We start from the raw sequence: 23,098 nt of genomic DNA, 5'->3' as shown, positions 1-23,098 counted from the left end.
TGTTGCAAGGCACTGCGAGCGGTTGCGCAAAAACGCTATTGCGTGCGAAAAGGAACACGTGGCGTGGTGGTGAGATGAATATACTGCGGGCGGGTGCTCTGGATCTTTGTCTCTGGAGCCCGTGCGAAAGAGATAAAGAGAAAAGCCCCGAGTCGATATCCATCAACCCGAGGCCTACTCTAACGCGTGACAACGTTAAGTTAGCCTCTTACCCGCCGCGAGGCAAGGAGAAGAAGGCATGATGCCGAACAAACGGAGCCTGTTAAAATTGGTGGTTATTTGTGCCACGGTAATATCACTGGCATGGATAACTCGCAGCACGCTGTGTGAGCTGCGGATCCGATCGGGCACTACGGAGGTTGCGGCCATTTTGGCTTACGAATCCGAACGGTAAGGCAACCCGGCAGCGGGGGCTTGGCCTCCGCTTGCCGGCAAGTCGCTGCGTTGATCCGGGAGCACCCATCCGCTTAAAAAAAACGGCGAGCCCAGGCTCGCCGTTTTCATGTTGATGTCGGGGCTTATTTCAGGCCGGCGGCATCGCGCAGCAGCGCGGCTTTGTCGGTCGCTTCCCACGGGAAGTGCTCGCGGCCGAAGTGGCCGTAGGCAGCGGTTTCGCGGTAGATCGGCTGCAGCAGATCCATCATCTGGATCAGGCCGTATGGGCGCAAATCGAAGAATTCGCGCACCAGCAGCGTCAGCTGTTCGGTTGGCACTTTCTCGGTACCGAAGGTTTCCACCATGATGGAGGTCGGTTCCGCTACGCCGATAGCGTAAGACACCTGGATCTCGCAGCGATCGGCCAGGCCGGCGGCGACGATGTTTTTCGCCACGTAGCGCGCCGCGTAAGCCGCGGAACGGTCAACCTTGGACGGATCCTTACCGGAGAAGGCGCCGCCGCCGTGGCGCGCCATGCCGCCGTAGGTGTCGACGATGATCTTACGGCCGGTCAGGCCGCAGTCGCCCATCGGGCCGCCGATAACGAAACGGCCGGTCGGGTTGATGTGGTATTTGGTGCCCGCCGTCAGCCATTCCGCCGGCAGGACCGGTTTGATGATCTCTTCCATCACCGCTTCTTGCAGATCTTTCAGCGAGATATCTTCAGAATGCTGGGTGGACAGCACCACGGCGTCGATACCGACGATTTTGCCGTCGTCGTATTGGAAGGTCACCTGGCTCTTCGCGTCCGGACGCAGCCACGGCAGGGTGCCGTTTTTGCGCACTTCGGACTGGCGCTGCACCAGACGGTGCGCGTAGGTCACCGGAGCCGGCATCAGCACGTCGGTTTCGTTGGTGGCGTAGCCAAACATCAAGCCCTGATCGCCGGCGCCCTGCTCGAGAGGATCGGTACGGTCAACGCCCTGATTGATATCCGGGGATTGTTTGCCGATGGCGCTCAATACTGCGCAGGAGTTGGCGTCAAAGCCCATGTCCGAATGAACGTAGCCGATTTCGCGTACGGTTTTGCGGGTGATCTCTTCGATATCGACCCAGGCGCTGGTGGTGATTTCACCGCCGACCAGCACCATGCCGGTTTTCACGTAGGTTTCGCAGGCGACGCGCGCTTTCGGATCCTGTTCCAGGATGGCGTCGAGGACGGCATCGGAGATCTGATCGGCGATTTTATCGGGATGTCCTTCGGAGACGGATTCGGACGTGAAGAGGTGTTTAGCCATTGTGTTCTTTACCTTGCATAAGACGGGTTAGAAATTACTGCACAGCGCTGGAGATCCGGCATCAAAGCGAAGGGTCTTCCGCTGATGGCGCGAGATGCATCCTGCAACGCCCCTCAGGCAAAGCCGTTAAGCAGTTTATCAGTTAACCAGTATAGATGGATTAACATCTGGACGTCTATTTTAGGTCAGGGTTTAGCCAGATTGCCAGTAATTTTTTGCGCTTTCGCTCTTTTGCGCAAACGGGTTGGCGCCATTTTCATCGCTTGAAACAGTTTTCGGCGAATTTTCATTTTGCTTTTTCACCTGCTTACCGGTATAAACTGCGCGCGCGGTTCATTTGCTGCACAGTACGGCGATTGGCGGTGGGGAAGGTGCGATAAACTTCCGCTTTGCATTCGCCGGCGTTGCGCTATTATCCGTCGCAGGCGTTCGCCGTGAGCGCCGCCGCTTCATCGAACGGTCACGTTCTTACACTATTTTAGAGGCTGGGTCGTTCACTCCGAACGGCGCGCGTGGAGGTGGTTGGATTAATGATCCGTTGTCTACCGGTTGTTGGCTCCCAACAGCAGTGCCGTTCTGGCGCACATTCTTCTGCTATTTCCCGTCTTGTCTCTCTGTCACTTACCAGGTGCGATAAACACTTGGCCGCTACTCAGGATTCTCGGGCCGGCTAACGGTCGTCTGAAGAACTGAACAAGGGTAGCCTGCAGCCTTCCTGTGGGATGTTTCTTGGCCCGATTCACGAGGTTTGAACAGGGTGTCTTACAATTATATGAGTGATAAACCGATCGCTGACCGCGAACGGCAGTTCTCTTCGCTGCCGTCAGCGCGGCTTGTTGGGTTGTTCTCGCGGGTTGTAGCTGCGATAGTGGCTGACGGTTTCGTCAGTGCGGAATGTGAGGCGAACCATGTCTGATGATCTGTTGATTCACCGCCCGCCGGTTGCGGGCGAGTCTTTATCTTTGCGCTCCATGCAGGAGGTTGCCATGAATGATCGTAATGCCAGCAAGATGCTGCGCACTTATAACGTCGCCTACTGGGGCAACAATTACTATGACGTCAACGAGCTGGGCCATATCAGCGTGTGCCCGGACCCGGATGTCCCGCAGGCGCGCGTCGATCTGGCAGAACTGGTGAAAACGCGCCAGCAAGACGGGCAGCGTTTGCCTGCGCTGTTCTGCTTCCCGCAGATCCTCCAGCATCGCTTGCGTTCGATCAACGCCGCGTTCAAACGCGCGCGTGAGTCCTTCGGTTACCAGGGCGGCTATTTCCTGGTGTATCCGATCAAGGTAAACCAACATCGCCGCGTGATTGAGTCGCTGGTGAACTCCGGGGAACCGCTGGGGCTGGAAGCCGGCTCCAAGGCCGAGCTGATGGCGGTGCTGGCGCATGCCGGCATGACCCGCTCGGTGATCGTCTGTAACGGCTATAAAGATCGTGAATACATTCGCCTGGCGCTGATCGGGGAAAAACTGGGGCACAAGGTGTACCTGGTGATCGAGAAGATGTCCGAGATCAACCTGGTGCTGGAAGAAGCCGAACGGTTGAACGTCATACCACGCCTGGGCGTGCGTGCGCGTCTGGCTTCGCAGGGCTCCGGCAAATGGCAGTCGAGCGGCGGCGAAAAATCCAAGTTCGGCCTGGCGGCGGTGCAGGTGCTGAAGCTGGTAGAGACCCTGCGCGAAGCGGGCCGTCTCGACAGCCTGCAACTGCTGCACTTCCACCTGGGCTCGCAGCTGGCCAACATTCGCGACATCGCCACCGGCGTGCGCGAATCGGCGCGCTTCTACGTTGAACTGCACAAGCTGGGCGTCAACATTCAGTGCTTCGACGTGGGCGGCGGTTTGGGCGTCGACTACGAAGGCACCCGCTCGCAGTCCGACTGCTCGGTGAACTACGGCCTGAACGAATACGCCAACAACGTGATTTGGGGCATCGGCGACGCCTGTAACGAACACGGCCTGCCGCACCCGACGGTGATCACCGAGTCCGGCCGCGCCGTGACCGCGCACCACACGGTGCTGGTCTCCAACGTGATCGGCGTCGAGCGCAACGAGTTCAGCGAGCCGCTGCCGCCGGAAGCCGACGCGCCGCGCGCGCTGGAAAGCATGTGGGAAACCTGGCTGGAAATGAACGAGCCGGAGAACCGCCGCTCGCTGCGCGAATGGCTGCACGACAGCCAGATGGATCTGCACGACGTGCATACCCAATACGCGCACGGCATGTTGGATCTGACCAAGCGCGCCTGGGCCGAGCAGCTGTATCTGAACATCTGCAACAAGATCCAGCAGCAGCTCGATCCGAGCAACCGCGCGCACCGTCCGATCATTGACGAACTGCAAGAACGCATGGCGGACAAGTTCTACGTCAACTTCTCGCTGTTCCAGTCGATGCCGGATGCCTGGGGTATCGATCAGCTGTTCCCGGTGCTGCCGCTGGAAGGGCTGGATAAGCCGCCGGAAGGCCGCGCGGTGCTGCTCGACATCACCTGCGACTCCGACGGCACCATCGACCACTATGTCGACGGCGACGGCGTGGCGACCACCATGCCGATGCCGCCGTACGATCCGGAGAACCCGCCGGCGCTGGGCTTCTTCATGGTCGGCGCGTACCAGGAGATCCTCGGCAACATGCACAACCTGTTCGGCGACACCGCCTCGGTTGACGTGTACGTGTTCCCGGACGGCAGCGTCGAGACCGAGCTGTCCGACGAGGGCGATACCGTGGCGGACATGCTGGAGTACGTGCAGCTCGATCCGAGTGCGCTGCTGGCCAAATTCCGCGATCAGGTCAAAGAAACCGATCTGGACAGCGAGCTGCAGGCGCAGTTCCTGGAAGAGTTTGAGGCCGGCCTGTACGGCTACACGTATCTGGAAGACGAGTAACCGCCCTCTTCAGGGGGGCGATATCGGCCCCCTTGAAGCATGGATAAAATGCGGCCATAATCTGCCGTATCGGTAGCACCGAAACAAACATCGAATAAATCCCTTTCTCGTCGGGCTAACGACGCGGGAGGGATTTTTTTTTGTAACGGCCCGGCGCCTGCGCCCGGCAACTTGTTGAACTACGAGGGTTTACTATGAGCACCTTAGGCCATCAGTCCGATAATTCATTAGTGTCCAACGCCTTTGGTTTCCTGCGCTTTCCGCTGAACTTCATGCCTTACGACAGCGATGCAGAGTGGGTCATCACCGGCATTCCGTTTGACATGGCGACCTCCGGTCGCGCCGGTGGCCGTCACGGCCCGGCGGCTATTCGTCAGGTATCTACCAACCTGGCCTGGGAAGGCAACCGTTGGCCGTGGAGCTTCGATCTGCGCGATCGGCTGAACGTGGTTGACTGCGGCGACATCGTGTTCAATTTCGGCGATGCGCAGGACATGAGCGACAAGCTGCAGGCGCACGCGGAGAAACTGCTGAAGGCCGGTAAGCGTATGCTCTCGTTCGGCGGCGACCACTTCGTGACCCTGCCGCTGCTGCGCGCGCACGCCAAGCATTTCGGCAAGCTGGCGCTGGTACACTTCGACGCCCATACCGATACCTACGCCAACGGCAGCAAGTTCGACCACGGCACCATGTTCTACCATGCCCCGAACGAAGGCCTGATCGATCCGCACCACTCGGTGCAGATCGGTATTCGCACCGAGTTCGATCATGACAACGGCTTTACCGTGCTGGATGCCGCGCAGGTGAACGATCGCAGCGTGGACGACCTGCTGACCCAGATCAAAGGCATCGTCGGCGATATGCCGGTGTACCTGACCTTCGACATCGACTGCTTGGATCCGGCGTTCGCACCGGGCACCGGCACGCCGGTGATCGGCGGTCTGACTTCCGATCGTGCGCTGAAACTGGTGCGCGGCATGCAGTCGCTGAACATCGTCGGCATGGACGTGGTAGAAGTGGCGCCGGCCTATGACCAGTCCGAGATCACCGCGCTGGCCGCGGCGACCCTGGGCTTGGAGATGCTGTACCTGCAGGCGGCGAAGAAACACGCCTGACGCCAGGCCACGCCTCGCTGAAAAAGCGGCTCCCATCGTATGGGGCCGCTTTTTTTATTTCATTTGTCGCCATCCGCGCTGCGATTTTCAGCCTGTTGCAACGCCTTTGCGCAATCCTGCGCAGAAATGAAACTGAGTCAGAGAATAAGGACACGGGACAACGGAGAGGATGAATATACTGCGCGCGGGTGCTCTGGATCTTTGTATCTGGAGCCTGCGTGAAAGGTACAAAGAGAAAAGCCCCGAGTTGATATCCATCAACCCGAGGCCTACTCTAACGCGTGACAACGTTAAGTTAGCCTCTTACCCGCCGCGAGGCAAGGAGAAGAAGGCATGATGCCGAACAAACGGAGCCTGTTAAAATTGGTGGTTATTTGTGCCACGGTAATATCACTGGCATGGATAACCCGCAGCACGCTGTGTGAGCTGCGGATCCGATCGGGCAACACGGAGGTTGCGGCCATTTTGGCTTACGAATCCGAACGGTAAGGCAACCCGGCGACGGGGGATGTCCCCCGTCTGCTGCTTGTTGGCGTCCAGATCCATGAGCACCCTCTCAACGCTGTCGGTTTTCCGACGCACAGGACAGGGAAACGGGTTTATGCCCGCTTCACCTGCCGCGCCAGCAACATGCGGCCAAACAGTGCGCCGCCTGCCAGCAATGTCAGCAACTGCGAGGCGATCAGCACCGCAAAGCCTGAAGACACCTTACCCTGGCTGGCCATCACCATGCCCATCGCCATCGGCACAAACGCCGAAAACAGATTGCCGATGCCGTTGATCAGCCCATAGGCGCTGCCGACCGCCTCCGGCCGCGCATAATGTTGCAGCAGGGTAGGGATCGCCGCGCCCTGCGCGCCCCAACAGGCATTGGCCGCCAGCAGGAAGAAGGCGATCCAGCCAAGCTGATGGCTGTCCATCACGCCATAGATACACAGCGCGGTCGCTGCGCCGCCGCAGACGAAGATCAGCGGCGCTTGATAAGGGCGGATACGATCGAGCAACACGCCGCCGAGGTATTTGGAGGCGATGCTGACGATGAAAGGCAGCGCGGCCATCCAGCCCATCTGCTTGATGGAGAACCCCTTTTCATCGGTCAGATACGCCGGCAACCAGGAGCTGGAGCCCCACAGATAGCTGAGCGTAGCGATCTCGATCAGCAGGATCCAGCCAAGCATCGGCGTGCGCCAGGCCAGCGTAAAGGTGTACCAGACGCGGCTCAGCACCGGTTGCGGAGCAGCAGGGCGCGAGGATGAAGACAGGGCGAGGGGATGAACGAACAGCCGTACTAGCGCGAGCCCCAGCAGCAGGTTGAGCAGCGCCAGCAGATGAAACGACATCGCCCAGCCGAAATGCGCCATCAGAAAACTCACCAGCGGAAAGCCGAGCACCAGCCCCAATGAAACGCCCAGCGCGCTGACCGCGTTGGGCTTGCCGCGCTCGTCGGTGGCGAAATGATCGCTGATGTACATGGTCTTCAGCGAGAACAGCGGCCCCTCGCTGACGCCAAGCAGCGCGCGCACCACGCACAGCAGCATCAGCGATCCCGCCAGCGGCGAGGCGGCGGTGAGCAGCGCCCACAGCACCACGCTCAGCGTCAGCGCGCGGCGGTAACCCATCAGCGTTTCCAGAAACGGCGTCAGCAACATGGCGGACAGGCCGTAGCCGAGCAAAAACACCGTCATCAGCGTGCCCTGGTGGGCGCGGTCGCCGCCGAGTTGGAAGTGTTGCAGGAAGTCGGGATTGACCAACATCACGGCGATATTGACCCGATCCGCATAGGCGATAACGATCAGAAACAGCAGGGCGATCACCCCAAACCAGCGTTGACGTTGTTGCACGTTGCGTTCCTCAATGCGAGCGGTTGACGAATTCAGGCAGCAGCAAACTCACCCGCGGATGCCATTGCGCACAAACGCGGGGGATGAGGCTGATTGATGTAAATTTATTGTTATCAAATAGGGTGTGAAAGACAGTGAGAAAACACTTTTACGCGCAATGCGTCGTCGGAATCAACGCATTTTTTGCCATAAATTAGCGGGAGAGCGCACAACTGACATAGGTTTTTCATATCGGTGCATGATTTCGTGATCCTTCCCGCATTTGTCATTTTTAAACAACCTTTCATTAACATTTGCCGTTCCGCTCGCTTGACGAAAGTTTCGCCAGACCTATAGTGGCTGTATTAAATAAGAAACTGAGTTTCATATATGAAACAATCAGATAGAGGACAAAAGCAATGAGCTGGAAGAATGTGTGCGAAGTGTCTCAGGTGAAAGAAGATTTTCCTTTCTCCGGCAAAGTGGAAGGAAAAGAGATCGGGGTGTACCTGCTCGACGGTAACTACTACGCGCTGGAAGACGTTTGCCCGCATGCTTATGCCTTGCTCAGCCAGGGGTTTGTAGACGACGGCAAGGTTGAGTGCCCGCTGCACGAAGCGCTGTTTGACGTGCGAACCGGCCAGTGCCTGCGCGAGCCGGGCGGTCGCGATCTGCAAACCTATCCCACCCGGGTGGTCGACAACCAAATCCAGATCACCTTTATCGCGGAGGAGTAATCATGCAGCACATCACCGATTTCAATCCCTGGCTGCCGGACACCCAACAGGTGACGCCGGCCCGCGAAGGCGGCAACGGTCAAATTCATCAGCCGGGCCAGTTCCGCAATGTCATCTGGCAAAACCGCGCCCGGGTGCCGGACGGTTTCGAAACCGCCCTGGTGGCGGCGCTGGAAACGATCTTCGATCAGGGCGCGGAAGAGCTGGAGCAGATCGTCAGCGCGCTGAATCAGCGCCGCCTGTTCGATCGCAGCGGCCAACCGTGGAATGAGGCGACGTTCCGCGAATTCCTTCACGTTAACGGTTTCTGAGCCACCTCCGGGAGAAGACAATGACAGCAAACACAACATCCTCCGAACAGAGCTTGCAGGACTATCTTGACCAGGGGTTGCGCGGCATGTGGTATCCGGTGCTGGCCAGCTGGGAAGTGGGCAACAACCCGGTCGGCATCACCCGCCTGGAGCAGCAAATCGTGGTATGGCGCGACGGCGAAGGCCAGATCCACGCGCTGGAAGACCGCTGCCCGCACCGCGGCGCGCGGCTTTCCATGGGGTGGAACCTCGGCGATCGCATCGCCTGCTGGTATCACGGGGTGGAGGTCGGCGGCGACGGGACGGTGAAAGACGTGCCGGCAGTGGATCGCTGCCCGCTGGTGGGGCAAAAATGCCTGCGGTCTTACCCGGCCAAAGAAGCCTACGGCGCAGTGTTCCTCTATTTCGGCGTGACGGCGGATGAAGCGCCGGCGGCGCTGACTTTCCCGCAAGAACTGGCGGACGAAGCCTCGTACAGCAACTTCCTGTGCACCGCCAGCTGGAACTGCAACTACCAATACGCCCTGGAAAACGTGATGGATCCGATGCACGGCACCTACCTGCACTCTTCCTCTCACTCGATGGCGGAAGGGGATCGCAAGGCGGATATGGGGCTGGAACCGACCGACAGCGGGTTTATCTTCAAGAAGAACGGCCAGATCGGCGTCAACTTCGACTGGGTGGAGTTCGGCAGCAGCGGCGCCTATTGGATGCGCCTGTCGATCCCATACAAGAAGCGCTTCGGGCCAGGTGGCCACTTCTGGATCATCGGCATGGTGGTGCCGGAAGACAAGGATCACTGCCGGGTCTTCTTCTGGCGCATCCGTAAGGTCAAAGACTGGCAGCGTGACATGTGGCGCTTCATGTACCGCAACCGCCTGGAATCATTGCATTGGGACGTGCTCGAGCAGGATCGCATCGTGCTTGAGAACATGGCGCCTAACGCCCGCGGCCGCGAATACCTGTACCAGCACGACGTCGGTCTTTCTCGCCTGCGCCGCCTGATGCAGAAAGAGGCGCAGAAACAGCTGGCGACGCTGCGCGAGCGGGAGGCGGCGCAGTGAACGGCCTGCTGAACGGTAAACGCATCGTGGTCACCGGGGCGGCGCGCGGCCTGGGCTACAGCTTCGCTGCCGCCATCGCCGCCGCCGGCGCGCAGGTGGTGATGTGCGACATTCTGGCGGATGAGCTGGCGGCGAGCGGTGCCGCGCTGCGCGAGCAGGGCGCTCAGGTGGAAACGCAGACGATCGATCTGGCGTCACCGGATTCGATCCGCTCGGCGTTCGAGAAGATCGCCGCTGGCGGCGGGATCGACGGCCTGGTAAACAACGCGGCGCTGGCGACCGGCGTCGGCGGCAAAACCATGATGGAATACGATATCGATCTGTGGGATCGGGTGATGCAGGTCAACGTGCGCGGCACCTGGCTGGTGAGTCAGGCGGCGGTGCCGCTGCTGGCGCGCAATCCGCACGCCAAGATCGTCAACGTGGCGTCGGACACTGCGCTGTGGGGCGCGCCGCGCCTGATGGCCTATGTCGCCAGCAAAGGCGCGTTGATCGCGATGACCCGATCGATGGCGCGCGAACTGGGCCCGCAGGGGATCTGCGTCAACGCCATCGCACCGGGCCTGACGCGGGTGGAAGCCACCGAGTATGTGCCCGCCGAGCGCCATCAGCTGTATGAGCAGGGGCGCGCGCTGGCCGGGGCGCAGCATCCGGACGATGTGAACGGTACGGTGCTTTATCTGCTGTCGTCGCTGGCGGATTTCGTCACCGGCCAACTGCTGCCGGTCAACGGCGGCTTCGTATTCAACTGAGGCCCGCAGGGCAGGCGCACAGCGCAGGAGCGAGAGATGGCGGACGAGCAAGCATGTAAGTATCTGATCCCGGGACTGGATCGCGGGTTGCAGTTGCTGCTGGCGTTTGGCGAGCAGCATAAGGAAATGACTTTCGCCGAGTTGCATCGCCTGGTCGATATGCCGAAGGCTACCGCTTACCGGGTGGTGCAGACGCTCGAGCACCTGGGCTTTTTGGAGCGCAATCCGCGCACCAACACCTTTGCGCTCGGCATCAAGGTGCTGCGCCTCGGCTTCGAATACATCGCGTCGCTGGACGTGGCGCAGGCTGGCCAGCCGGTGATTGAGCAGCTGCGCGATCGCAGCCAGTGCAGCAGCCATCTGGCGATCCGAGACGGGCGCGACGTTATTTACATCGCCCGCGTCAGCGCCGCCGGTTCGCAGATCAATCAGGTCAGCGTCGGCACCCGTTTGCCGGTGCACCAAACCTCTCTGGGTCGCATGCTGTTGACCAGCGCCACCCGCAGCGAGTTCGAACAACTTTATCCGGACGCGCAGCTGCCGGGCAATGCGCCGGGCACCCCGGCGGATCGCGAAACGCTGTGGCAGATGGTGCAACAAGACAAAGCGCGCGGCTATGTGATCGGCGAATCGTTCTTCCGCCACGGCATCTCCTCGATCGTCTACCCGATCTTCAACCGCGAGCAGCGGGTCGAGGCAGTGGTCAGCATCATGGTGCCGTCCGATGAGATCCCGAAAGCGGATCGCGAGCGGCTGCGCATGGAAGTGCGCGACGCGGCGGAGAAAATTTCCGGCTTCCTCGGCGCGCCGCCGCAGGCCAACGTCGGCTAACCGACAGGACCGACTCTTTTACTCAGGCAGGGATAAGGCCCGTAGCAAACAGGGGCCGGGGTTCACTCATGCCTGAAAACCGTATGCAGCGAGAACGTGAGGCTGAACAATGAGCGTAATCGGAATCGAAAAATTGGAATTTGGCGTCGAAGATCTGCCAACCTGCGAAAAATTCATGCAAGACTTCGGCCTGCAGCCCGCCACGCAACATTGGGGCGAACCGCAGCGCGAATTCACTACCCTGAGCGGGGCGCGGGTTGTCCTGCACCCGTTGCAAAGCGCGGCGCTGCCTGCGGCGTTTGAGGGCGGTTCTACCCTGCGCCGCATGACCTGGGGCGTGGCCTCGCCCGCCGATCTGGCGCGCCTGCAGCCGCGTTTGGCGCTGATGCCCGGCTTCCGTCAGGTGGGAGAAGAGCTGGAATGCCTCGATCCCAACGGCATGACGCTGCGCTTCGTCGTCAGCCGCCAGCAGGCGGTCGAGGTGCCGGTCACGCCGATCAACCAATGGGGCGACGTGCGCCGCATCGATCAACCCAGCCCGGTCTATTCGCAGGCGCAGCCGATCAACATTGGCCACGTGGTGTTCTTCGTTGAGGATCTGGCGGCGACCGAGCGTTTCTATCGCGAGCTGTTGGATTTCCAGGTTTCCGATCGCTATATCGATCGCGCCGTCTTCCTGCGCACCCAGGCGCGCGGCGGCCACCATAACCTGTTCCTGCTGAAGCTGCCGAACCGCCCACGGGGCCTGAACCACGTGGCGTTCACCGTGCGCGATATCCACGAAGTGATCGGCGGCGGCATCGCCATGAACAAAGAGAAGTGGAGCACCTTTATCGGCCCCGGCCGCCACCCGATCTCCTCGGCCTATTTCTGGTACGTCAACAGCCCGACCGGCGGCGCGTTCGAGTACTACACCAACGACGATTATCTGACGGAAAACTGGCAGCCGCGCGAGCTGGAGCATTCATTGGTCTCCTTCACCGAATGGGCGGTAGAGGGCGGCATCGATCACGACACGCGCCGCCAGCATAAAAAGGCGGAGGCGTTATGAACCGGCCGGAACACGCGGGCATCGTCATCGTCGGCGGCGGCCAGGCCGGCGGCTGGGCGGCCAAGACGCTGCGCGATCGCGGTTACAGCGGCCGGCTGACGGTTGTCAGCGACGAACCCTACGATTTTTACGAGCGGCCGCCGCTGTCGAAAGCGGCGCTGCTGGATGCCGCGGCTCCCCTCAGCCGGCTGTTCAGCGAACAGGCGGTGGTGGAGCTGAATATCGACTGGCGTCGCCCGCTGCGCGCCGAGTCCATCGATGCAGAACAGCAAATCGTCACGCTCAGCGACGGGCAACGGCTGCAGTTCGAGCAGTTGCTGATCGCCACCGGCGGGCGGCCGCGTGTGCCGAGCGCCGCCTGGGCGCAGCACCCGCGCGTGATGACGCTGCGTTCCTGGGACGATGCGGCCCGGTTGCGGCAGGGCCTGCAGGGCTGCCGTCGCCTGGCGATCGTCGGCGGCGGTTGGATCGGGCTGGAGATCGCCGCTTCCGCGCGCCGTCTCGGCGCCGAGGTGACGGTGTTTGAACGCCAGCCTGCGCTGTGCATGCGCAGCGTCGGCGCCGACGTCTCACAGGCGTTGCTCGAACTGCATCGCCAGCAGGGCGTCACGGTGCTGTGCGGCTGCGGCGAGATCTCGCTGGAAGATCGCGACGGCACCGCCTGGATCGGCAGCGAAGTCAGCGATCCGCAGGCCTTCGATCTGGTGGTGGTGGGGATCGGCGTTGAGCTGAATCTCGAACTGGCGCGCAGCGCCGGGCTGGCGATCGACTCCGGCATCGTGGTCGACGGCCAGGGGCGCACCAGCCATCCGGCGATCTTCGCCGCCGGCGATGTGGCGCGCCACCCGACGCTTGGCCTGTGCCTGCAGTCCTGGGCCTACGCACAAAATCAGGCCATCAGCACCGCCTGTGCGATGCTCGACGCCTTCGCCGCCCCGTATGACGACGTGGCCTGGCTTTGGTCGGATCAATACGACGCCAATATCCAGATCCTCGGCGTGCCGAGTGGCGGCGTGCACCATGTGGTACGCCGCACGCCGCAGTCGCAGGTGTTCTTCACGCTGAACGCCGATCGGCAGCTGGTGCAGATGGTGGCGTTCAACGACGCGCGCACCATCAAGCTCGGCAAGCGTTGGTTGGCGAGCGGCCGGGTGCTGGATCCGCAGCAGTTGGCGGATGCGGAGTTTTCTTTGATGGCGTTGAAATAACGCCCGAACCTCGGGAGCGTTTTATGACTACGCAAGACATTGACGCCCGCGCTGGACGGGCGGGGGAAGCCGTTGCCGAAAATCCGCAGCAGCGGGTGCGCTGGTCGGTGCCGATCGCGCTGTTTGCCTGCGTGCTGTTGGCGTTTTTCGACAAGATCAGCATCGCGGCGCTGTTTTCCGATAGCGAGTTCCAGCAGGCGTTAGGGATCGGTTTTGACCCGGCGCGGCTGGGCTTGCTGATGAGCGCGTTTCTGTTCTCCTACGGCATTTCCTCGATGCTGCTCAGCGGCATCGGCGATCGGCTTAATCCGGTCAAGGTATTGATTGGCATGATGGTGGTGTGGGGCGTGCTGATGGTGTTGATGGGGATGGTGCGTTCCTATCACGCCATGATGACGCTGCGCATTCTGCTCGGTATCGCCGAAGGGCCGCTGCTGCCGATGGCCTACGCCATTATTCGTCAGGCCTTCCCGCCGCAGCTGCAGGCGCGCGCCACCATGCTGTGGCTGCTCGGCACGCCGCTGGGCGCCGCGCTTGGCTTCCCGGTCACCCTGTACATCCTCAATACCTTCGACTGGCAGGCCACCTTCTTCTTTATGGCGTTTCTGACGTTGCCGGTGATGTTGCTGGTGCTGTTCGGCATGCGCCACCTGAACGTCGCGCGCCCGGCGGCGGCGACCAAGCCGGCGGTGTCGGAACGCCAACAGCATCGCCGCGAGCTGCTGCGCAGCCCGCACTTTTGGATGATCTGCCTGTTCAACATCGCCTTCCTGACCTACCTGTGGGGCATGAACGGCTGGTTGCCGAGCTACCTGATCAAGGGGAAAGGCATTCATCTGGAGCATGCCGGTTATCTCTCTTCGCTGCCGTTCATCGCCATGCTGCTCGGCGAAGTGCTGGGCGCCTGGCTGTCGGACAAGCTGGATCGGCGCGCGCTGGCCTGCTTCCTGTCGCTGTGCGGTGCCGGCCTCGGTCTGGCGGTGGTGCTGCACCTGCAGGGCACCTACAGCGTGATCGCCGCCATGGCCTTCAGCACCTTTATGTGGGGCGCCGGCGCGCCGAATATTTTCGCGCTGTTGGCGAAGGCGACCAGCAGCAAGGTCAGCGCTACCGCCGGCGGTATCTTCAACGGGTTGGGCAATTTTGCCGGCGCGTTGGCGCCGGTGCTGATGGGGGCGTTGATCGCCGCCACCGGCAATATGGATAACGGCCTGCTGTTCCTGGTGGTGATGGCTTTCGTCGGCTGCCTCATTCTGCTGCCGTTGCTGAGAAAGTACTGATTAATCAATCGATTCAACAGAGGAGTGACAACATGTCTCAGGTTGAGAACAAAGCCGGCGTTAAGCCGCAGGATCTGTCGATGGAAAATTGGGTGGAGTCGCGCATCGCCCGTTTCGAAGGCCGTAAATACGACTGGAACGCGCTGAAGTTCCAGGCCGACTTTGACCCGAAATACCGCCGTGCGCAGATGCGCTACATCGGTACCGGCGCTACCGGCGTGGCCAGCGACGCCAACACCATTCCGGCGGGCAATTTCACCTTCTCCACCATGGTGCTGCCGTCGAAGTGCGAGGGCCCGCTGCACCTGCACGACGACGTGGAAGAAGTGTTCTTCATGCTGAAAGGCAGCATCACGCTGATGATTCAGGATGGGGAAGAGTATTACGAAACCCGGCTGAAAGAGCGCGATCTGATCTCGGTGCCGGCGGGGGTGTATCGCGGCCTGTTCAACCACGGCGAGGAAGAGGCGCTGATGTGCGTGATGCTCGGCACCGCCAAGCCGGAGATCCCGACCTATCCGGCGGATCACCCGCTGTCCAAAGTGAAGCGCAACTGATGAACGGCCTGGCGCAACGCCAACGGGCGCGCTGCGGGGCGTATACCCTGAGCTGGCGCGAGGCCGGGCAGGGGCGGCCGGTGGTATTGCTGCACGGCATCAGCTCCGGATCGGCCTCGTGGATCAAGCAGCTCAACGATAGCGGCCTGACGGACGGCCACCGTCTGTTGGCGTGGGATGCGCCGGGCTACGGCGGCAGCCTGCCGTTGGCGGATCCTCAGGCCGATGCCGCCGGTTATGCGGCGGCGTTGGCGGCGCTGATTGATGAGCTGCAGCTGGCGCAGCCGCTGATCGTCGGCCATTCGCTGGGGGCGCTGATCGGCAGCGCCTATGCCGCCGGCTATCCGGACGGGTTATGTGGATTGGTGTTGGCGGATCCGGCGCAGGGCTATGCCACGGCGCCGGAGGAAAAACGTCGGCAGGTGTACGGCCAGCGCCAACAGATGATAGAGACGCTGGGGCCGGTGGGCTATGGCGAGCAGCGGGCGGCGGCCTTGCTGCGTGAAGGGGCGGATCCGCAGGATATCGCCTGGGTGCGCAACGGCATGCAGCAGCTCGATCCCGACGGTTTTCTGAGCGCCGCCTGGATGCTGGCCAACGACGATATCGGCCGCTATCTGGCGCGCTATCGCGGCCCTCTGGAAGTCTGGTGCGGTGAACAGGATCGCATTACGCCGCCGGAGAAGGCGGCCGAGCTGGCGCGTGAGCAGGACGCGACGCTGCGTTTGATCGCCGCCGCCGGCCATGCCAGCTACCTCGACGCGCCGGCGTGTTTCAACCGCTATCTGCGGGACTTTACGGGAGCAATCCAACGATGAATTTTCAGCTTGAGAATCGGGTGGCGGTGGTAACCGGCGGCTCGTCGGGCATCGGTTTCGAAACCCTGAAACTGCTGCTGGCCGAAGGGGCGAAGGTGGCGTTCTGCGGCCGCGATCCGGACAAACTGGCCGGCGCAGCAGCCAGCCTGCGTGCGGAGTTTCCGCAGGCGGAGATCCTGGCGCTGCGCTGCGACGTACTGGACGCGCAGCAGGTGGCGCAGTTCGCTGACCAGGTGACGGCGCATTTCGGCGGCGTGGATCTGCTGATCAACAACGCCGGTCAGGGCTTCGTCGCCCATTTTGACCAAACGCCGCGCGAAGCCTGGCTGCATGAGGCCGAGCTGAAGCTGTTCGGCGTGATCAACCCGGTGCAGGCGTTCTTACCGGCGCTGGAACGGTCGACGATCGCGTCGATCACCTGCGTGAACTCGCTGCTGGCGCTGCAGCCGGAAGAACACATGATCGCCACCTCGGCGGCGCGCGCCGCGCTGCTCAACATGACGCTGACGCTGTCGAAAGAGCTGGTGGGCAAAGGCATTCGCGTTAACTCGATCTTGCTGGGGATGGTGGAGTCGGGCCAATGGCGCCGCCGTTTCGACGAGCGCAGCGATAAAGATCAAAGCTGGGAGCAGTGGACGGCGGCGATCGCCGAACGCCGCGGCATCCCGATGAAGCGCCTCGGCAAGCCGCAGGAGCCGGCGCAGGCGCTGCTGTTCCTCGCTTCGCCGCTGGCTTCCTTTACCACCGGCGCGGCGCTGGACGTATCCGGCGGCTTTAACCGCCATGTGTAGCAGGGGCCGATAAAGATGAAGAAGATCATGATGATTGGCTACGGCGCGATGGCGAAGGAAGTGATCGCCCGTTTGCCGGAAGGCGTGGAGGTCGGTTGGATCCTGGCGCGCGCGGCTCATCATGCGGCGATCGCCGAGGCCTTTGGCGGGCGGGTGCAGGCGTTGACCCATCCCGAGCAGTGTTTGCAGCGGCCGGATCTGGTGCTGGAGTGCGCCAGCCAGCAGGCGGTGGCGGAGTTCGGCGAAGCGGTTCTGCAGCGCGGTTGGCCGCTGGCGCTGATCTCGACCGGCGCGCTGGCGGACGCCGCATTGCAACAGCGGCTGCAGCAGGTTTGCCGCCGCCATCACGGGCAGTTGATCGTGTTGTCCGGTGCGGTGGCGGGGATGGATGGGCTGGCGTCGGCGCGCGAAGGCGGGCTGGAGAGCGTGACCTATCAGGCCAGCAAAAGCCCGGCCAGCTGGCGCGGCAGCCCGGCGGAGCAGCTGATCGACCTCAATGCGGTGAGCGAAGCGCAGGTATTTTTTGAAGGGTCGGCGCGCGAAGCGGCGCGTTTGTTCCCGGCCAATGCCAACGTGGCGGCCACCATTGCGCTCAACGGCCTGGGGATGGACGCCACCCGGGTACGCCTGCAGGTCGATCCCGCCACCCGGCGCAATACCCATCGTCTGCAGGTGTGCGGCGACTTTGGCGAATTTCACATCGAGCTGAGCGGCACCCCGCTGGCGAGCAATCCCAAAACATCAACCCTGGCGGCGCTGAGCGCGGTACAAGCCTGTCGCCGTCTGGTGGACGGCGGTTTTATTGCCTGAACGGCAGGAGCGGAGCATGGAACGATTGAATATTTTTGTCGCCGGGCGCTGGCGTGAAGGGCGTGGCGAAGAGATGGCTTCGGTATTCCCGGCCGACGGCAGCGTCAACGCGCGGCTGCGTGCCGCGAACGTCGAGGACGTGAACGAGGCGGTGGAAGCAGCGGAACGCGCCTGGCGCGCGCCGGAATGGCGTGGGCTGGTGCCGCACCAACGCGCCTCGATCCTCTACCGCGTCAGCAACCTGATTCTGGCGCAGCAGGAACAGTTGGCCGAGCTGCAGACCCGCGACAACGGCAAGCCGCTGGCGGAAACCCGCGGGCTGGTGGCCAGCGCGGCGGCGACCGCGCGCTACTTCGCGGCCGCCTGCGAGGTGTTGGAAGGCGAGCTGCCGACCCCGCGCAGCGCCGAGGTGATGACGATAAGCCAGTATCAACCGATGGGGGTGATCGCCGCCATTACGCCGTGGAACTCGCCGATCGCCAGCGAAATGCAGAAGGTGGCGCCGGCGCTGGCGGCGGGCAACGCGGTGGTGCTCAAACCGGCCGAAGCCACGCCGCTAATGGCGCTGAAGCTGGCCGAGCTGTTCGAACAGGCGGGCCTGCCGGCTGGGCTGCTCAGCGTGTTGCCGGGCAAAGGTTCGGTGATCGGCGAGGCGTTGGCGCGCCATCCGCTGGTGAAAAAGATCTCCTTTACCGGCGGGACCAGCACCGGGCGCCATTTGGCGCACATCGCCGCCGACAAGCTGATCCCCACTTCGCTGGAATTGGGCGGCAAATCGCCGACCATCGTGCTGGAGGACGCCGATCTGGAGCAGGCGGCGCGCGGCATCTGCTACGGCATTTTCAGCTCCGCCGGCCAGGCGTGCATCGCCGGTTCGCGGCTGTTCGTGCATCGTTCGCTGTATCAGCCGCTGCTGGCGCGTTTGACCGAACTGACGGCGGGGCTGCGCATCGGCAACCCGCTGGTGCCGGGCGTGCATCTCGGCCCGCTGATCAGCGCCAAACATCGGCAAAGCGTGGCGGACTACGTGGCGCTGGCGCGGCAGGAGGGCGGCCGGGTGATCATCGGCGGCGAAGCGCCGGCCGATCCGCAGCTGGCGAGCGGTAGCTATTACCTGCCGACCATTATTGAAGGCTTGAACAACGACGCCCGCGTCTGCCAGGAAGAGATCTTCGGCCCGGTGCTGGTGGCGCTGCCGTTTGACGATGAGCAACAGCTGATCGAACAGGCCAATGACTCGGTGTACGGCCTGGCGGCCGGCATCTGGAGCCGCGACTTCCCTCGCGCGATGGCGCTGGCGGAGCGGCTGGAAACCGGCACCGTCTGGGTCAATACCTACAAAACGTTCTCGATTTCCACGCCGTTCGGCGGTTTCAAGGAAAGCGGGCTGGGCCGCGAAAAGGGCCTGAACGGCATCAAGGCCTACATGCAGCAGAAAAGCGTGTATCTGGCGCTGAGCCATCCGGTGAACCGCTGGAGCGACTAGGCCGACACCTCTACGCATAACCCTAATAACGAATACCCTAAGAAGGCAGATGATGAGCGATAAAATCACGGTTGGCGAGGCGATAGCCCGGACTCTGGAACAGTATGCGGTGTCGGCGATGTACGGCATCATTTCGATTCATAATCTGCCGATCGCCGATGCGGTGGGGCAGCGCGATAAAATTCGCTTCGTGCCGGCGCGCGGCGAAGCGGGGGCGGTCACCATGGCCGACGCGCACGGGCGTTTCTCCGGCCTGGGCGTAGCGTTGACCAGCACCGGCGCCGGCGCCGGCAACGCGGTGGGGGCGATGATTGAGGCGCTCAATGCCAACACGCCGCTGCTGCATATCACCGGCCAGGTGGAAAAAGCCTATCTGGACGCCGACGCCGGTTTTATTCATGAAACCCGCGATCAGCTCGGCTTCCTGCGCGCCTGCTCCAAGCGCGCTTACCGGGTCAATTCGCCGGAGCAGGCGGTGGCGGTGATCGAACGGGCGATCCTGGATGCGCAAACCGTGCCCTGCGGCCCGGTGGCGGTCGAGATCCCGATCGATATTCAAAGCAGCCTGGTTCCCCGTTCGGTGCTGACCGAGCCGTTGGCGCCGGCGCCGCTGCCGAAGGCGGACGATGCGGCGGTGGAACGGCTGCATCAGCGGCTGAAACAGGCCAAGCGTCCGCTGCTGTGGTTGGGCGGCGGCGCCTTGGCCTGCGGCGACGCGGTGCGCAAGCTGGCGGACGCCGGCGTGGCGGTGATCTCCAGCACCCACGGGCGCGGCATTCTGCCGGACAGCCATCCGCGCAGCCTGCGGGCGTTCCATAACTCACCGAGCATCGAAGCGATCCTGACGCAGTGCGATCTGACGCTGGTGGCCGGTTCGCGCCTGCGCAGCAATGAAACCCGTACCTGGACGCTGCCGCTGCCGCGCCCGCTGGTGCAGATTGACATCGATCCGGCGGCGGCCAACCGCAACTATCTGGCCGATGAACAGATCAACGGCGACTGTGCGGCGCTGCTGGCGGCGCTGGCGGCGCGGCTGGCCCCCGGCGAGAAGGTCAACGCCGAGTGGGATGCCGAGATCGCGGGGGCGGTGCAGCATGCGGAGAGCGCGCTGCGCCAGCAGTCCGGTGAATACGCCAAACTCAACGACGCCATCGACGCCGCGCTGCCGCAGGACGGGCTGTTGGTACGCGATATCACCGTTTCCGGCAGCGTCTGGGGCAGCCGGTTGTTCCGGGCGATCTCGCCGCTGTGCAACATTCACTCGCTGGCGGGTGCCATCGGTATGGGGCTGCCGATGGCCATCGGCACCGCGATTGCCAACCCGCAGCGCAAGGTGGTGGGGCTGGTGGGCGATGGTGGTCTGGCGCTGGGCCTGGGCGAGTTGGCGACCATGGCGCAGGAACAGGTGAATATCACCCTGCTGATCATGAACGACGGCGGTTATGGCGTGATGCGCGGCATTCAGGACAAGTACTTCGCCGGGCGCCAGTATTACAACGAGCTGCATACGCCGGCGTTCACCCAGATTGCCGAAGCGATGGGGCTGAAAGCCTGGAAGGTGGACGCAGCGGCACAGTTCAACGGCGTGCTGGCCGAAGCGATCAACTACCCGGGGCCGTCGGTGGTCGAGGTGGACATGAAACAGGTCGGGCCGCTGACTTTCGCCGGGCCGCCGCAGAAAACGCTGTATTAATACGATAAAAAACGCCCGGCGATGCCGGGCGTTTTCGTGATTATTTCTCTGCCGCGATGCGATCGCGGATGTGCTGCGCACGCGCTTGGGAAGAAGGGTGGTCGTCGAACAGGCTGCTCTGGCGGCCGGCTTCCATCTGGGCCAGCTTCTCGAAGCTGGTGGCCAGGCCGTTCGGATCGATGCCGCGTTTTTTCAGCAGATCGAACGAGTAATCATCCGCTTCGCTTTCCTGCTTCTGCGAGAACTGGGCGCTGACCAGCTTCTCGCCGATGTCTGCCAGCTGCGACTGCGACAGCGAGCCGATGACGCCGCCGGCGGAGGACGCCGCGGTGCGCAGCGCCACGGTGCCGTAAGCCACCTGCATCGCCTTGCGGGTGTGGCCCAGCGCCACGTGGCCCATTTCATGGCCCAGCACGCCTTCCACTTCGTTGTCGTTCATCATGTCCATCAGGCCGCTGTAGACGCGGATGCAGCCGTTGGCCATTGCCCAGGCGTTGACGTCTTTGGTCACGTAGACCTTGTAGTTGGCCGGGGTGCCGTTGATGTTGTCGCCCAGCGCCGCGGCGATTTTGTTGAGACGCTTGGCGTAGGTGCTGTCGGCCGGCGCGATTTGTGCCTTGCTGTCCATCTCGGCGCAGGATTTATCACTCAGGGCCTTAACGTCGTTGTTGCTCAGGGTCGCCGCCTGGAATGCCTGGGCGCCGGACTGCATCAAGGTTTCGGTATTCAGGTTTTGACAGCCGGTTGCCAAGGTGGCAATGCCCAACGCAATCAAAGAGGTACGGATCTTCATAACGCCATCTTCCTGTGAAGGTAACAAGGTAAAAGAATCATTTTGCTTGGAGGAAATCTTGTCGCAAGAGCCTAGTGTACGTCAGACGGGGCGAGAATAGTGTTATTCCGAAAAAGCGTCCAATCGTGCTAATAAGTGGTGAACTCGCTCTCATTTGGCATTAGGGATTGCCGTTGTGATGTGGAGTCTGAGAAAATAGGGAACTTGACTGCTTTTTTTATCCGACCTGGAGTAAAACATGTCCTCTCGTAAAGAGCTTGCCAACGCCATCCGCGCACTCAGCATGGACGCCGTACAAAAAGCAAATTCCGGCCACCCGGGTGCCCCTATGGGCATGGCGGACATCGCCGAAGTCCTGTGGCGTGACTACCTCAACCACAACCCGACTAACCCGCACTGGGCTGACCGCGACCGTTTCGTGCTCTCCAACGGTCACGGCTCCATGTTGATTTACAGCCTCCTGCACCTCACCGGCTACGACCTGCCGATGCGCGAGCTGGAAAACTTCCGTCAGCTGCACTCCAAAACCCCAGGGCACCCGGAGTACGGCTACACCCCAGGCGTTGAAACCACCACCGGCCCGCTGGGCCAGGGCATCGCCAACGCCGTCGGCTTCGCCATCGCCGAACGCACCCTGGCGGCGCAGTTCAACCGCCCGGGCCACGACATCGTTGACCACCACACCTACGCCTTCATGGGCGACGGCTGCATGATGGAAGGCATCTCGCACGAAGTCTGCTCTCTGGCCGGTACCCTCAAGCTCGGTAAGCTGACCGCTTTCTACGATGACAACGGCATCTCCATCGACGGCCACGTCGACGGCTGGTTCACCGACGACACCGCCCTGCGTTTCGAAGCCTACGGCTGGCACGTGGTGCGCAACGTCGACGGCCACAACCCGGACGCCATCAAGGCCGCGATTGAAGAAGCCCGCAAGGTGACCGACAAGCCGTCGCTGCTGATGTGCAAGACCGTTATCGGCTTCGGTTCGCCGAACAAGGCCGGCACCCATGACGTGCACGGCGCCGCGCTGGGCGCCGCCGAAGTGGCCGCCACCCGCGAAGCGCTGGGCTGGAAATACGCCGCCTTTGAAATCCCGCAGGACATCTACGCCCAGTGGGACGCCAAAGAAGCCGGTCAGGCCAAAGAAGCGGCCTGGAACGACAAGTTCGCCGCCTACGCCAAGGCCTTCCCGGAGCAGGCTGCCGAGTTCAAGCGCCGCATGAACGGCGAGCTGCCGGCCAACTGGAAAGCCGACGCCAAGGCGTTCGTGGAAAAACTGCAGGCCAACCCGGCCAACATCGCCAGCCGCAAGGCGTCGCAGAACGCGCTGGAAGCGTTCGGCAAGGTGCTGCCGGAGTTCCTGGGCGGCTCCGCCGACCTGGCGCCGAGCAACCTGACCATGTGGTCCGGCTCGAAAGCG

General features: G+C 62.3%; 22 protein-coding genes. 19 read left to right on the top strand and 3 right to left on the bottom strand.

The window, feature by feature from the left end; translation table 11 throughout:
- The first annotated feature begins 241 nt into the window (after positions 1-241).
- Positions 242-394, top strand: coding sequence for a Hok/Gef family protein (locus EKL15_RS10855; protein WP_004937610.1), 153 nt, complete (start codon positions 242-244; stop codon positions 392-394).
- Positions 395-518: 124 nt separating this feature from the next.
- On the opposite strand, the gene metK is transcribed toward EKL15_RS10855, so the two are convergent.
- Positions 519-1,673 (bottom strand): methionine adenosyltransferase, encoded by a 1,155-nt coding sequence (gene metK / locus EKL15_RS10850; RefSeq protein ID WP_016926681.1) that lies wholly within the window; start codon positions 1,671-1,673, stop codon positions 519-521.
- 908 nt (positions 1,674-2,581) lie between these two features.
- On the opposite strand from metK, the gene speA reads away from it, so the two are divergent.
- The 3 genes from speA (at position 2,582) to EKL15_RS10830 (ending at position 6,162) form a co-directional block, all read left to right on the top strand.
- On the top strand, positions 2,582-4,558 hold the full coding sequence (speA, locus tag EKL15_RS10840) for a biosynthetic arginine decarboxylase (protein WP_055311965.1): 1,977 nt from the start codon (positions 2,582-2,584) through the stop codon (positions 4,556-4,558).
- A gap of 194 nt (positions 4,559-4,752) precedes the next feature.
- Positions 4,753-5,673: an agmatinase gene (speB, locus tag EKL15_RS10835; RefSeq protein WP_004937606.1), complete on the top strand. Its 921-nt coding sequence runs from the start codon at positions 4,753-4,755 to the stop codon at positions 5,671-5,673.
- Positions 5,674-6,009: 336 nt separating this feature from the next.
- Complete coding sequence (locus tag EKL15_RS10830) at positions 6,010-6,162, top strand: Hok/Gef family protein (RefSeq protein WP_033638576.1); 153 nt, start codon at positions 6,010-6,012, stop codon at positions 6,160-6,162.
- 110 nt (positions 6,163-6,272) lie between these two features.
- Here the strand turns inward: EKL15_RS10830 and EKL15_RS10825 are convergent, their stop codons facing one another.
- Positions 6,273-7,514, bottom strand: a complete 1,242-nt coding sequence (locus tag EKL15_RS10825; RefSeq protein WP_197658473.1) for an MFS transporter — start codon at positions 7,512-7,514, stop codon at positions 6,273-6,275.
- 398 nt (positions 7,515-7,912) lie between these two features.
- On the opposite strand from EKL15_RS10825, the gene EKL15_RS10820 reads away from it, so the two are divergent.
- From EKL15_RS10820 to EKL15_RS10755, 14 genes are all read left to right on the top strand, one after another.
- Positions 7,913-8,230 carry a non-heme iron oxygenase ferredoxin subunit gene (locus EKL15_RS10820; RefSeq protein ID WP_004937614.1) on the top strand — a complete coding sequence of 106 codons (318 nt, stop codon included), beginning with the start codon at positions 7,913-7,915 and terminating at the stop codon, positions 8,228-8,230.
- A 2-nt stretch (positions 8,231-8,232) separates the two neighbouring features.
- The gene (locus EKL15_RS10815) at positions 8,233-8,541 is read left to right on the top strand and encodes a recombinase-like helix-turn-helix domain-containing protein (RefSeq protein WP_004937617.1); all 309 of its coding nucleotides are present in this window, start codon (positions 8,233-8,235) and stop codon (positions 8,539-8,541) included.
- A 20-nt stretch (positions 8,542-8,561) separates the two neighbouring features.
- Complete coding sequence (locus tag EKL15_RS10810; RefSeq protein WP_038874286.1) at positions 8,562-9,605, top strand: aromatic ring-hydroxylating dioxygenase subunit alpha; 1,044 nt, start codon at positions 8,562-8,564, stop codon at positions 9,603-9,605.
- Complete coding sequence (locus EKL15_RS10805; RefSeq protein ID WP_047729877.1) at positions 9,602-10,357, top strand: SDR family oxidoreductase; 756 nt, start codon at positions 9,602-9,604, stop codon at positions 10,355-10,357. Before EKL15_RS10810 ends, EKL15_RS10805 begins: the two co-directional genes overlap by 4 nt.
- Before the next feature lie 36 nt (positions 10,358-10,393).
- Positions 10,394-11,188 (top strand): IclR family transcriptional regulator, encoded by a 795-nt coding sequence (locus EKL15_RS10800; protein WP_004937625.1) that lies wholly within the window; start codon positions 10,394-10,396, stop codon positions 11,186-11,188.
- A gap of 109 nt (positions 11,189-11,297) precedes the next feature.
- Positions 11,298-12,239: a VOC family protein gene (locus EKL15_RS10795; RefSeq protein WP_047729878.1), complete on the top strand. Its 942-nt coding sequence runs from the start codon at positions 11,298-11,300 to the stop codon at positions 12,237-12,239.
- Positions 12,236-13,447, top strand: a complete 1,212-nt coding sequence (locus EKL15_RS10790; protein WP_203089470.1) for an NAD(P)/FAD-dependent oxidoreductase — start codon at positions 12,236-12,238, stop codon at positions 13,445-13,447. The genes EKL15_RS10795 and EKL15_RS10790 overlap by 4 nt, the downstream gene beginning before the upstream one ends.
- A 23-nt stretch (positions 13,448-13,470) precedes the next feature.
- A complete protein-coding gene (locus EKL15_RS10785) occupies positions 13,471-14,727 on the top strand; it encodes an MFS transporter (RefSeq protein ID WP_038874278.1) in 1,257 nt (418 codons plus the stop codon).
- A 32-nt stretch (positions 14,728-14,759) separates the two neighbouring features.
- Positions 14,760-15,284, top strand: a complete 525-nt coding sequence (locus tag EKL15_RS10780) for a cupin domain-containing protein (protein WP_004937634.1) — start codon at positions 14,760-14,762, stop codon at positions 15,282-15,284.
- Positions 15,284-16,102 carry an alpha/beta fold hydrolase gene (locus EKL15_RS10775; protein ID WP_055311972.1) on the top strand — a complete coding sequence of 273 codons (819 nt, stop codon included), beginning with the start codon at positions 15,284-15,286 and terminating at the stop codon, positions 16,100-16,102. The genes EKL15_RS10780 and EKL15_RS10775 overlap by 1 nt, the downstream gene beginning before the upstream one ends.
- Complete coding sequence (locus EKL15_RS10770) at positions 16,099-16,893, top strand: SDR family oxidoreductase (protein ID WP_047570596.1); 795 nt, start codon at positions 16,099-16,101, stop codon at positions 16,891-16,893. The genes EKL15_RS10775 and EKL15_RS10770 overlap by 4 nt, the downstream gene beginning before the upstream one ends.
- 15 nt (positions 16,894-16,908) lie before the next feature.
- The gene (locus tag EKL15_RS10765) at positions 16,909-17,703 is read left to right on the top strand and encodes an aspartate dehydrogenase (protein WP_060422711.1); all 795 of its coding nucleotides are present in this window, start codon (positions 16,909-16,911) and stop codon (positions 17,701-17,703) included.
- 16 nt (positions 17,704-17,719) lie between these two features.
- A complete protein-coding gene (locus tag EKL15_RS10760; RefSeq protein WP_203089468.1) occupies positions 17,720-19,189 on the top strand; it encodes an aldehyde dehydrogenase in 1,470 nt (489 codons plus the stop codon).
- A gap of 52 nt (positions 19,190-19,241) precedes the next feature.
- Positions 19,242-20,882 (top strand): thiamine pyrophosphate-binding protein, encoded by a 1,641-nt coding sequence (locus tag EKL15_RS10755; RefSeq protein WP_203089459.1) that lies wholly within the window; start codon positions 19,242-19,244, stop codon positions 20,880-20,882.
- A 40-nt stretch (positions 20,883-20,922) separates the two neighbouring features.
- Here the strand turns inward: EKL15_RS10755 and EKL15_RS10750 are convergent, their stop codons facing one another.
- Positions 20,923-21,675: a M48 family metallopeptidase gene (locus EKL15_RS10750; protein ID WP_019456034.1), complete on the bottom strand. Its 753-nt coding sequence runs from the start codon at positions 21,673-21,675 to the stop codon at positions 20,923-20,925.
- Between the two features lie 238 nt (positions 21,676-21,913).
- On the opposite strand from EKL15_RS10750, the gene EKL15_RS10745 reads away from it, so the two are divergent.
- Positions 21,914-23,098: transketolase (locus EKL15_RS10745; protein WP_304621775.1), on the top strand; the 1,185-nt coding region annotated here is incomplete at its 3' end.

It is taken from the genome of Serratia sp. 4542 (assembly GCF_016805595.1).
Taxonomy (GTDB): domain Bacteria; phylum Pseudomonadota; class Gammaproteobacteria; order Enterobacterales; family Enterobacteriaceae; genus Serratia; species Serratia nevei.
Note: the sequence above shows the minus strand (reverse complement) of the source record. Positions and strands in the feature narration are given on the sequence as shown.

Excerpts from the sequence above, each read along its gene's own strand:
- EKL15_RS10770 (WP_047570596.1), top strand. The coding sequence starts at position 16,099 with ATGAATTTTCAGCTTGAGAATCGGGTGGCGGTGGTAACCGGCGGCTCG.
- speB (WP_004937606.1), top strand. The coding sequence starts at position 4,753 with ATGAGCACCTTAGGCCATCAGTCCGATAATTCATTAGTGTCCAACGCC.
- EKL15_RS10750 (WP_019456034.1), bottom strand. The coding sequence starts at position 21,675 with ATGAAGATCCGTACCTCTTTGATTGCGTTGGGCATTGCCACCTTGGCA.
- EKL15_RS10800 (WP_004937625.1), top strand. The coding sequence starts at position 10,394 with ATGGCGGACGAGCAAGCATGTAAGTATCTGATCCCGGGACTGGATCGC.
- EKL15_RS10785 (WP_038874278.1), top strand. The coding sequence starts at position 13,471 with ATGACTACGCAAGACATTGACGCCCGCGCTGGACGGGCGGGGGAAGCC.
- metK (WP_016926681.1), bottom strand. The coding sequence starts at position 1,673 with ATGGCTAAACACCTCTTCACGTCCGAATCCGTCTCCGAAGGACATCCC.
- speA (WP_055311965.1), top strand. The coding sequence starts at position 2,582 with ATGTCTGATGATCTGTTGATTCACCGCCCGCCGGTTGCGGGCGAGTCT.
- EKL15_RS10755 (WP_203089459.1), top strand. The coding sequence starts at position 19,242 with ATGAGCGATAAAATCACGGTTGGCGAGGCGATAGCCCGGACTCTGGAA.
- EKL15_RS10760 (WP_203089468.1), top strand. The coding sequence starts at position 17,720 with ATGGAACGATTGAATATTTTTGTCGCCGGGCGCTGGCGTGAAGGGCGT.
- EKL15_RS10810 (WP_038874286.1), top strand. The coding sequence starts at position 8,562 with ATGACAGCAAACACAACATCCTCCGAACAGAGCTTGCAGGACTATCTT.
- EKL15_RS10855 (WP_004937610.1), top strand. The coding sequence starts at position 242 with ATGCCGAACAAACGGAGCCTGTTAAAATTGGTGGTTATTTGTGCCACG.
- EKL15_RS10765 (WP_060422711.1), top strand. The coding sequence starts at position 16,909 with ATGAAGAAGATCATGATGATTGGCTACGGCGCGATGGCGAAGGAAGTG.
- EKL15_RS10795 (WP_047729878.1), top strand. The coding sequence starts at position 11,298 with ATGAGCGTAATCGGAATCGAAAAATTGGAATTTGGCGTCGAAGATCTG.
- EKL15_RS10790 (WP_203089470.1), top strand. The coding sequence starts at position 12,236 with ATGAACCGGCCGGAACACGCGGGCATCGTCATCGTCGGCGGCGGCCAG.
- EKL15_RS10820 (WP_004937614.1), top strand. The coding sequence starts at position 7,913 with ATGAGCTGGAAGAATGTGTGCGAAGTGTCTCAGGTGAAAGAAGATTTT.
- EKL15_RS10830 (WP_033638576.1), top strand. The coding sequence starts at position 6,010 with ATGCCGAACAAACGGAGCCTGTTAAAATTGGTGGTTATTTGTGCCACG.
- EKL15_RS10780 (WP_004937634.1), top strand. The coding sequence starts at position 14,760 with ATGTCTCAGGTTGAGAACAAAGCCGGCGTTAAGCCGCAGGATCTGTCG.
- EKL15_RS10815 (WP_004937617.1), top strand. The coding sequence starts at position 8,233 with ATGCAGCACATCACCGATTTCAATCCCTGGCTGCCGGACACCCAACAG.
- EKL15_RS10775 (WP_055311972.1), top strand. The coding sequence starts at position 15,284 with ATGAACGGCCTGGCGCAACGCCAACGGGCGCGCTGCGGGGCGTATACC.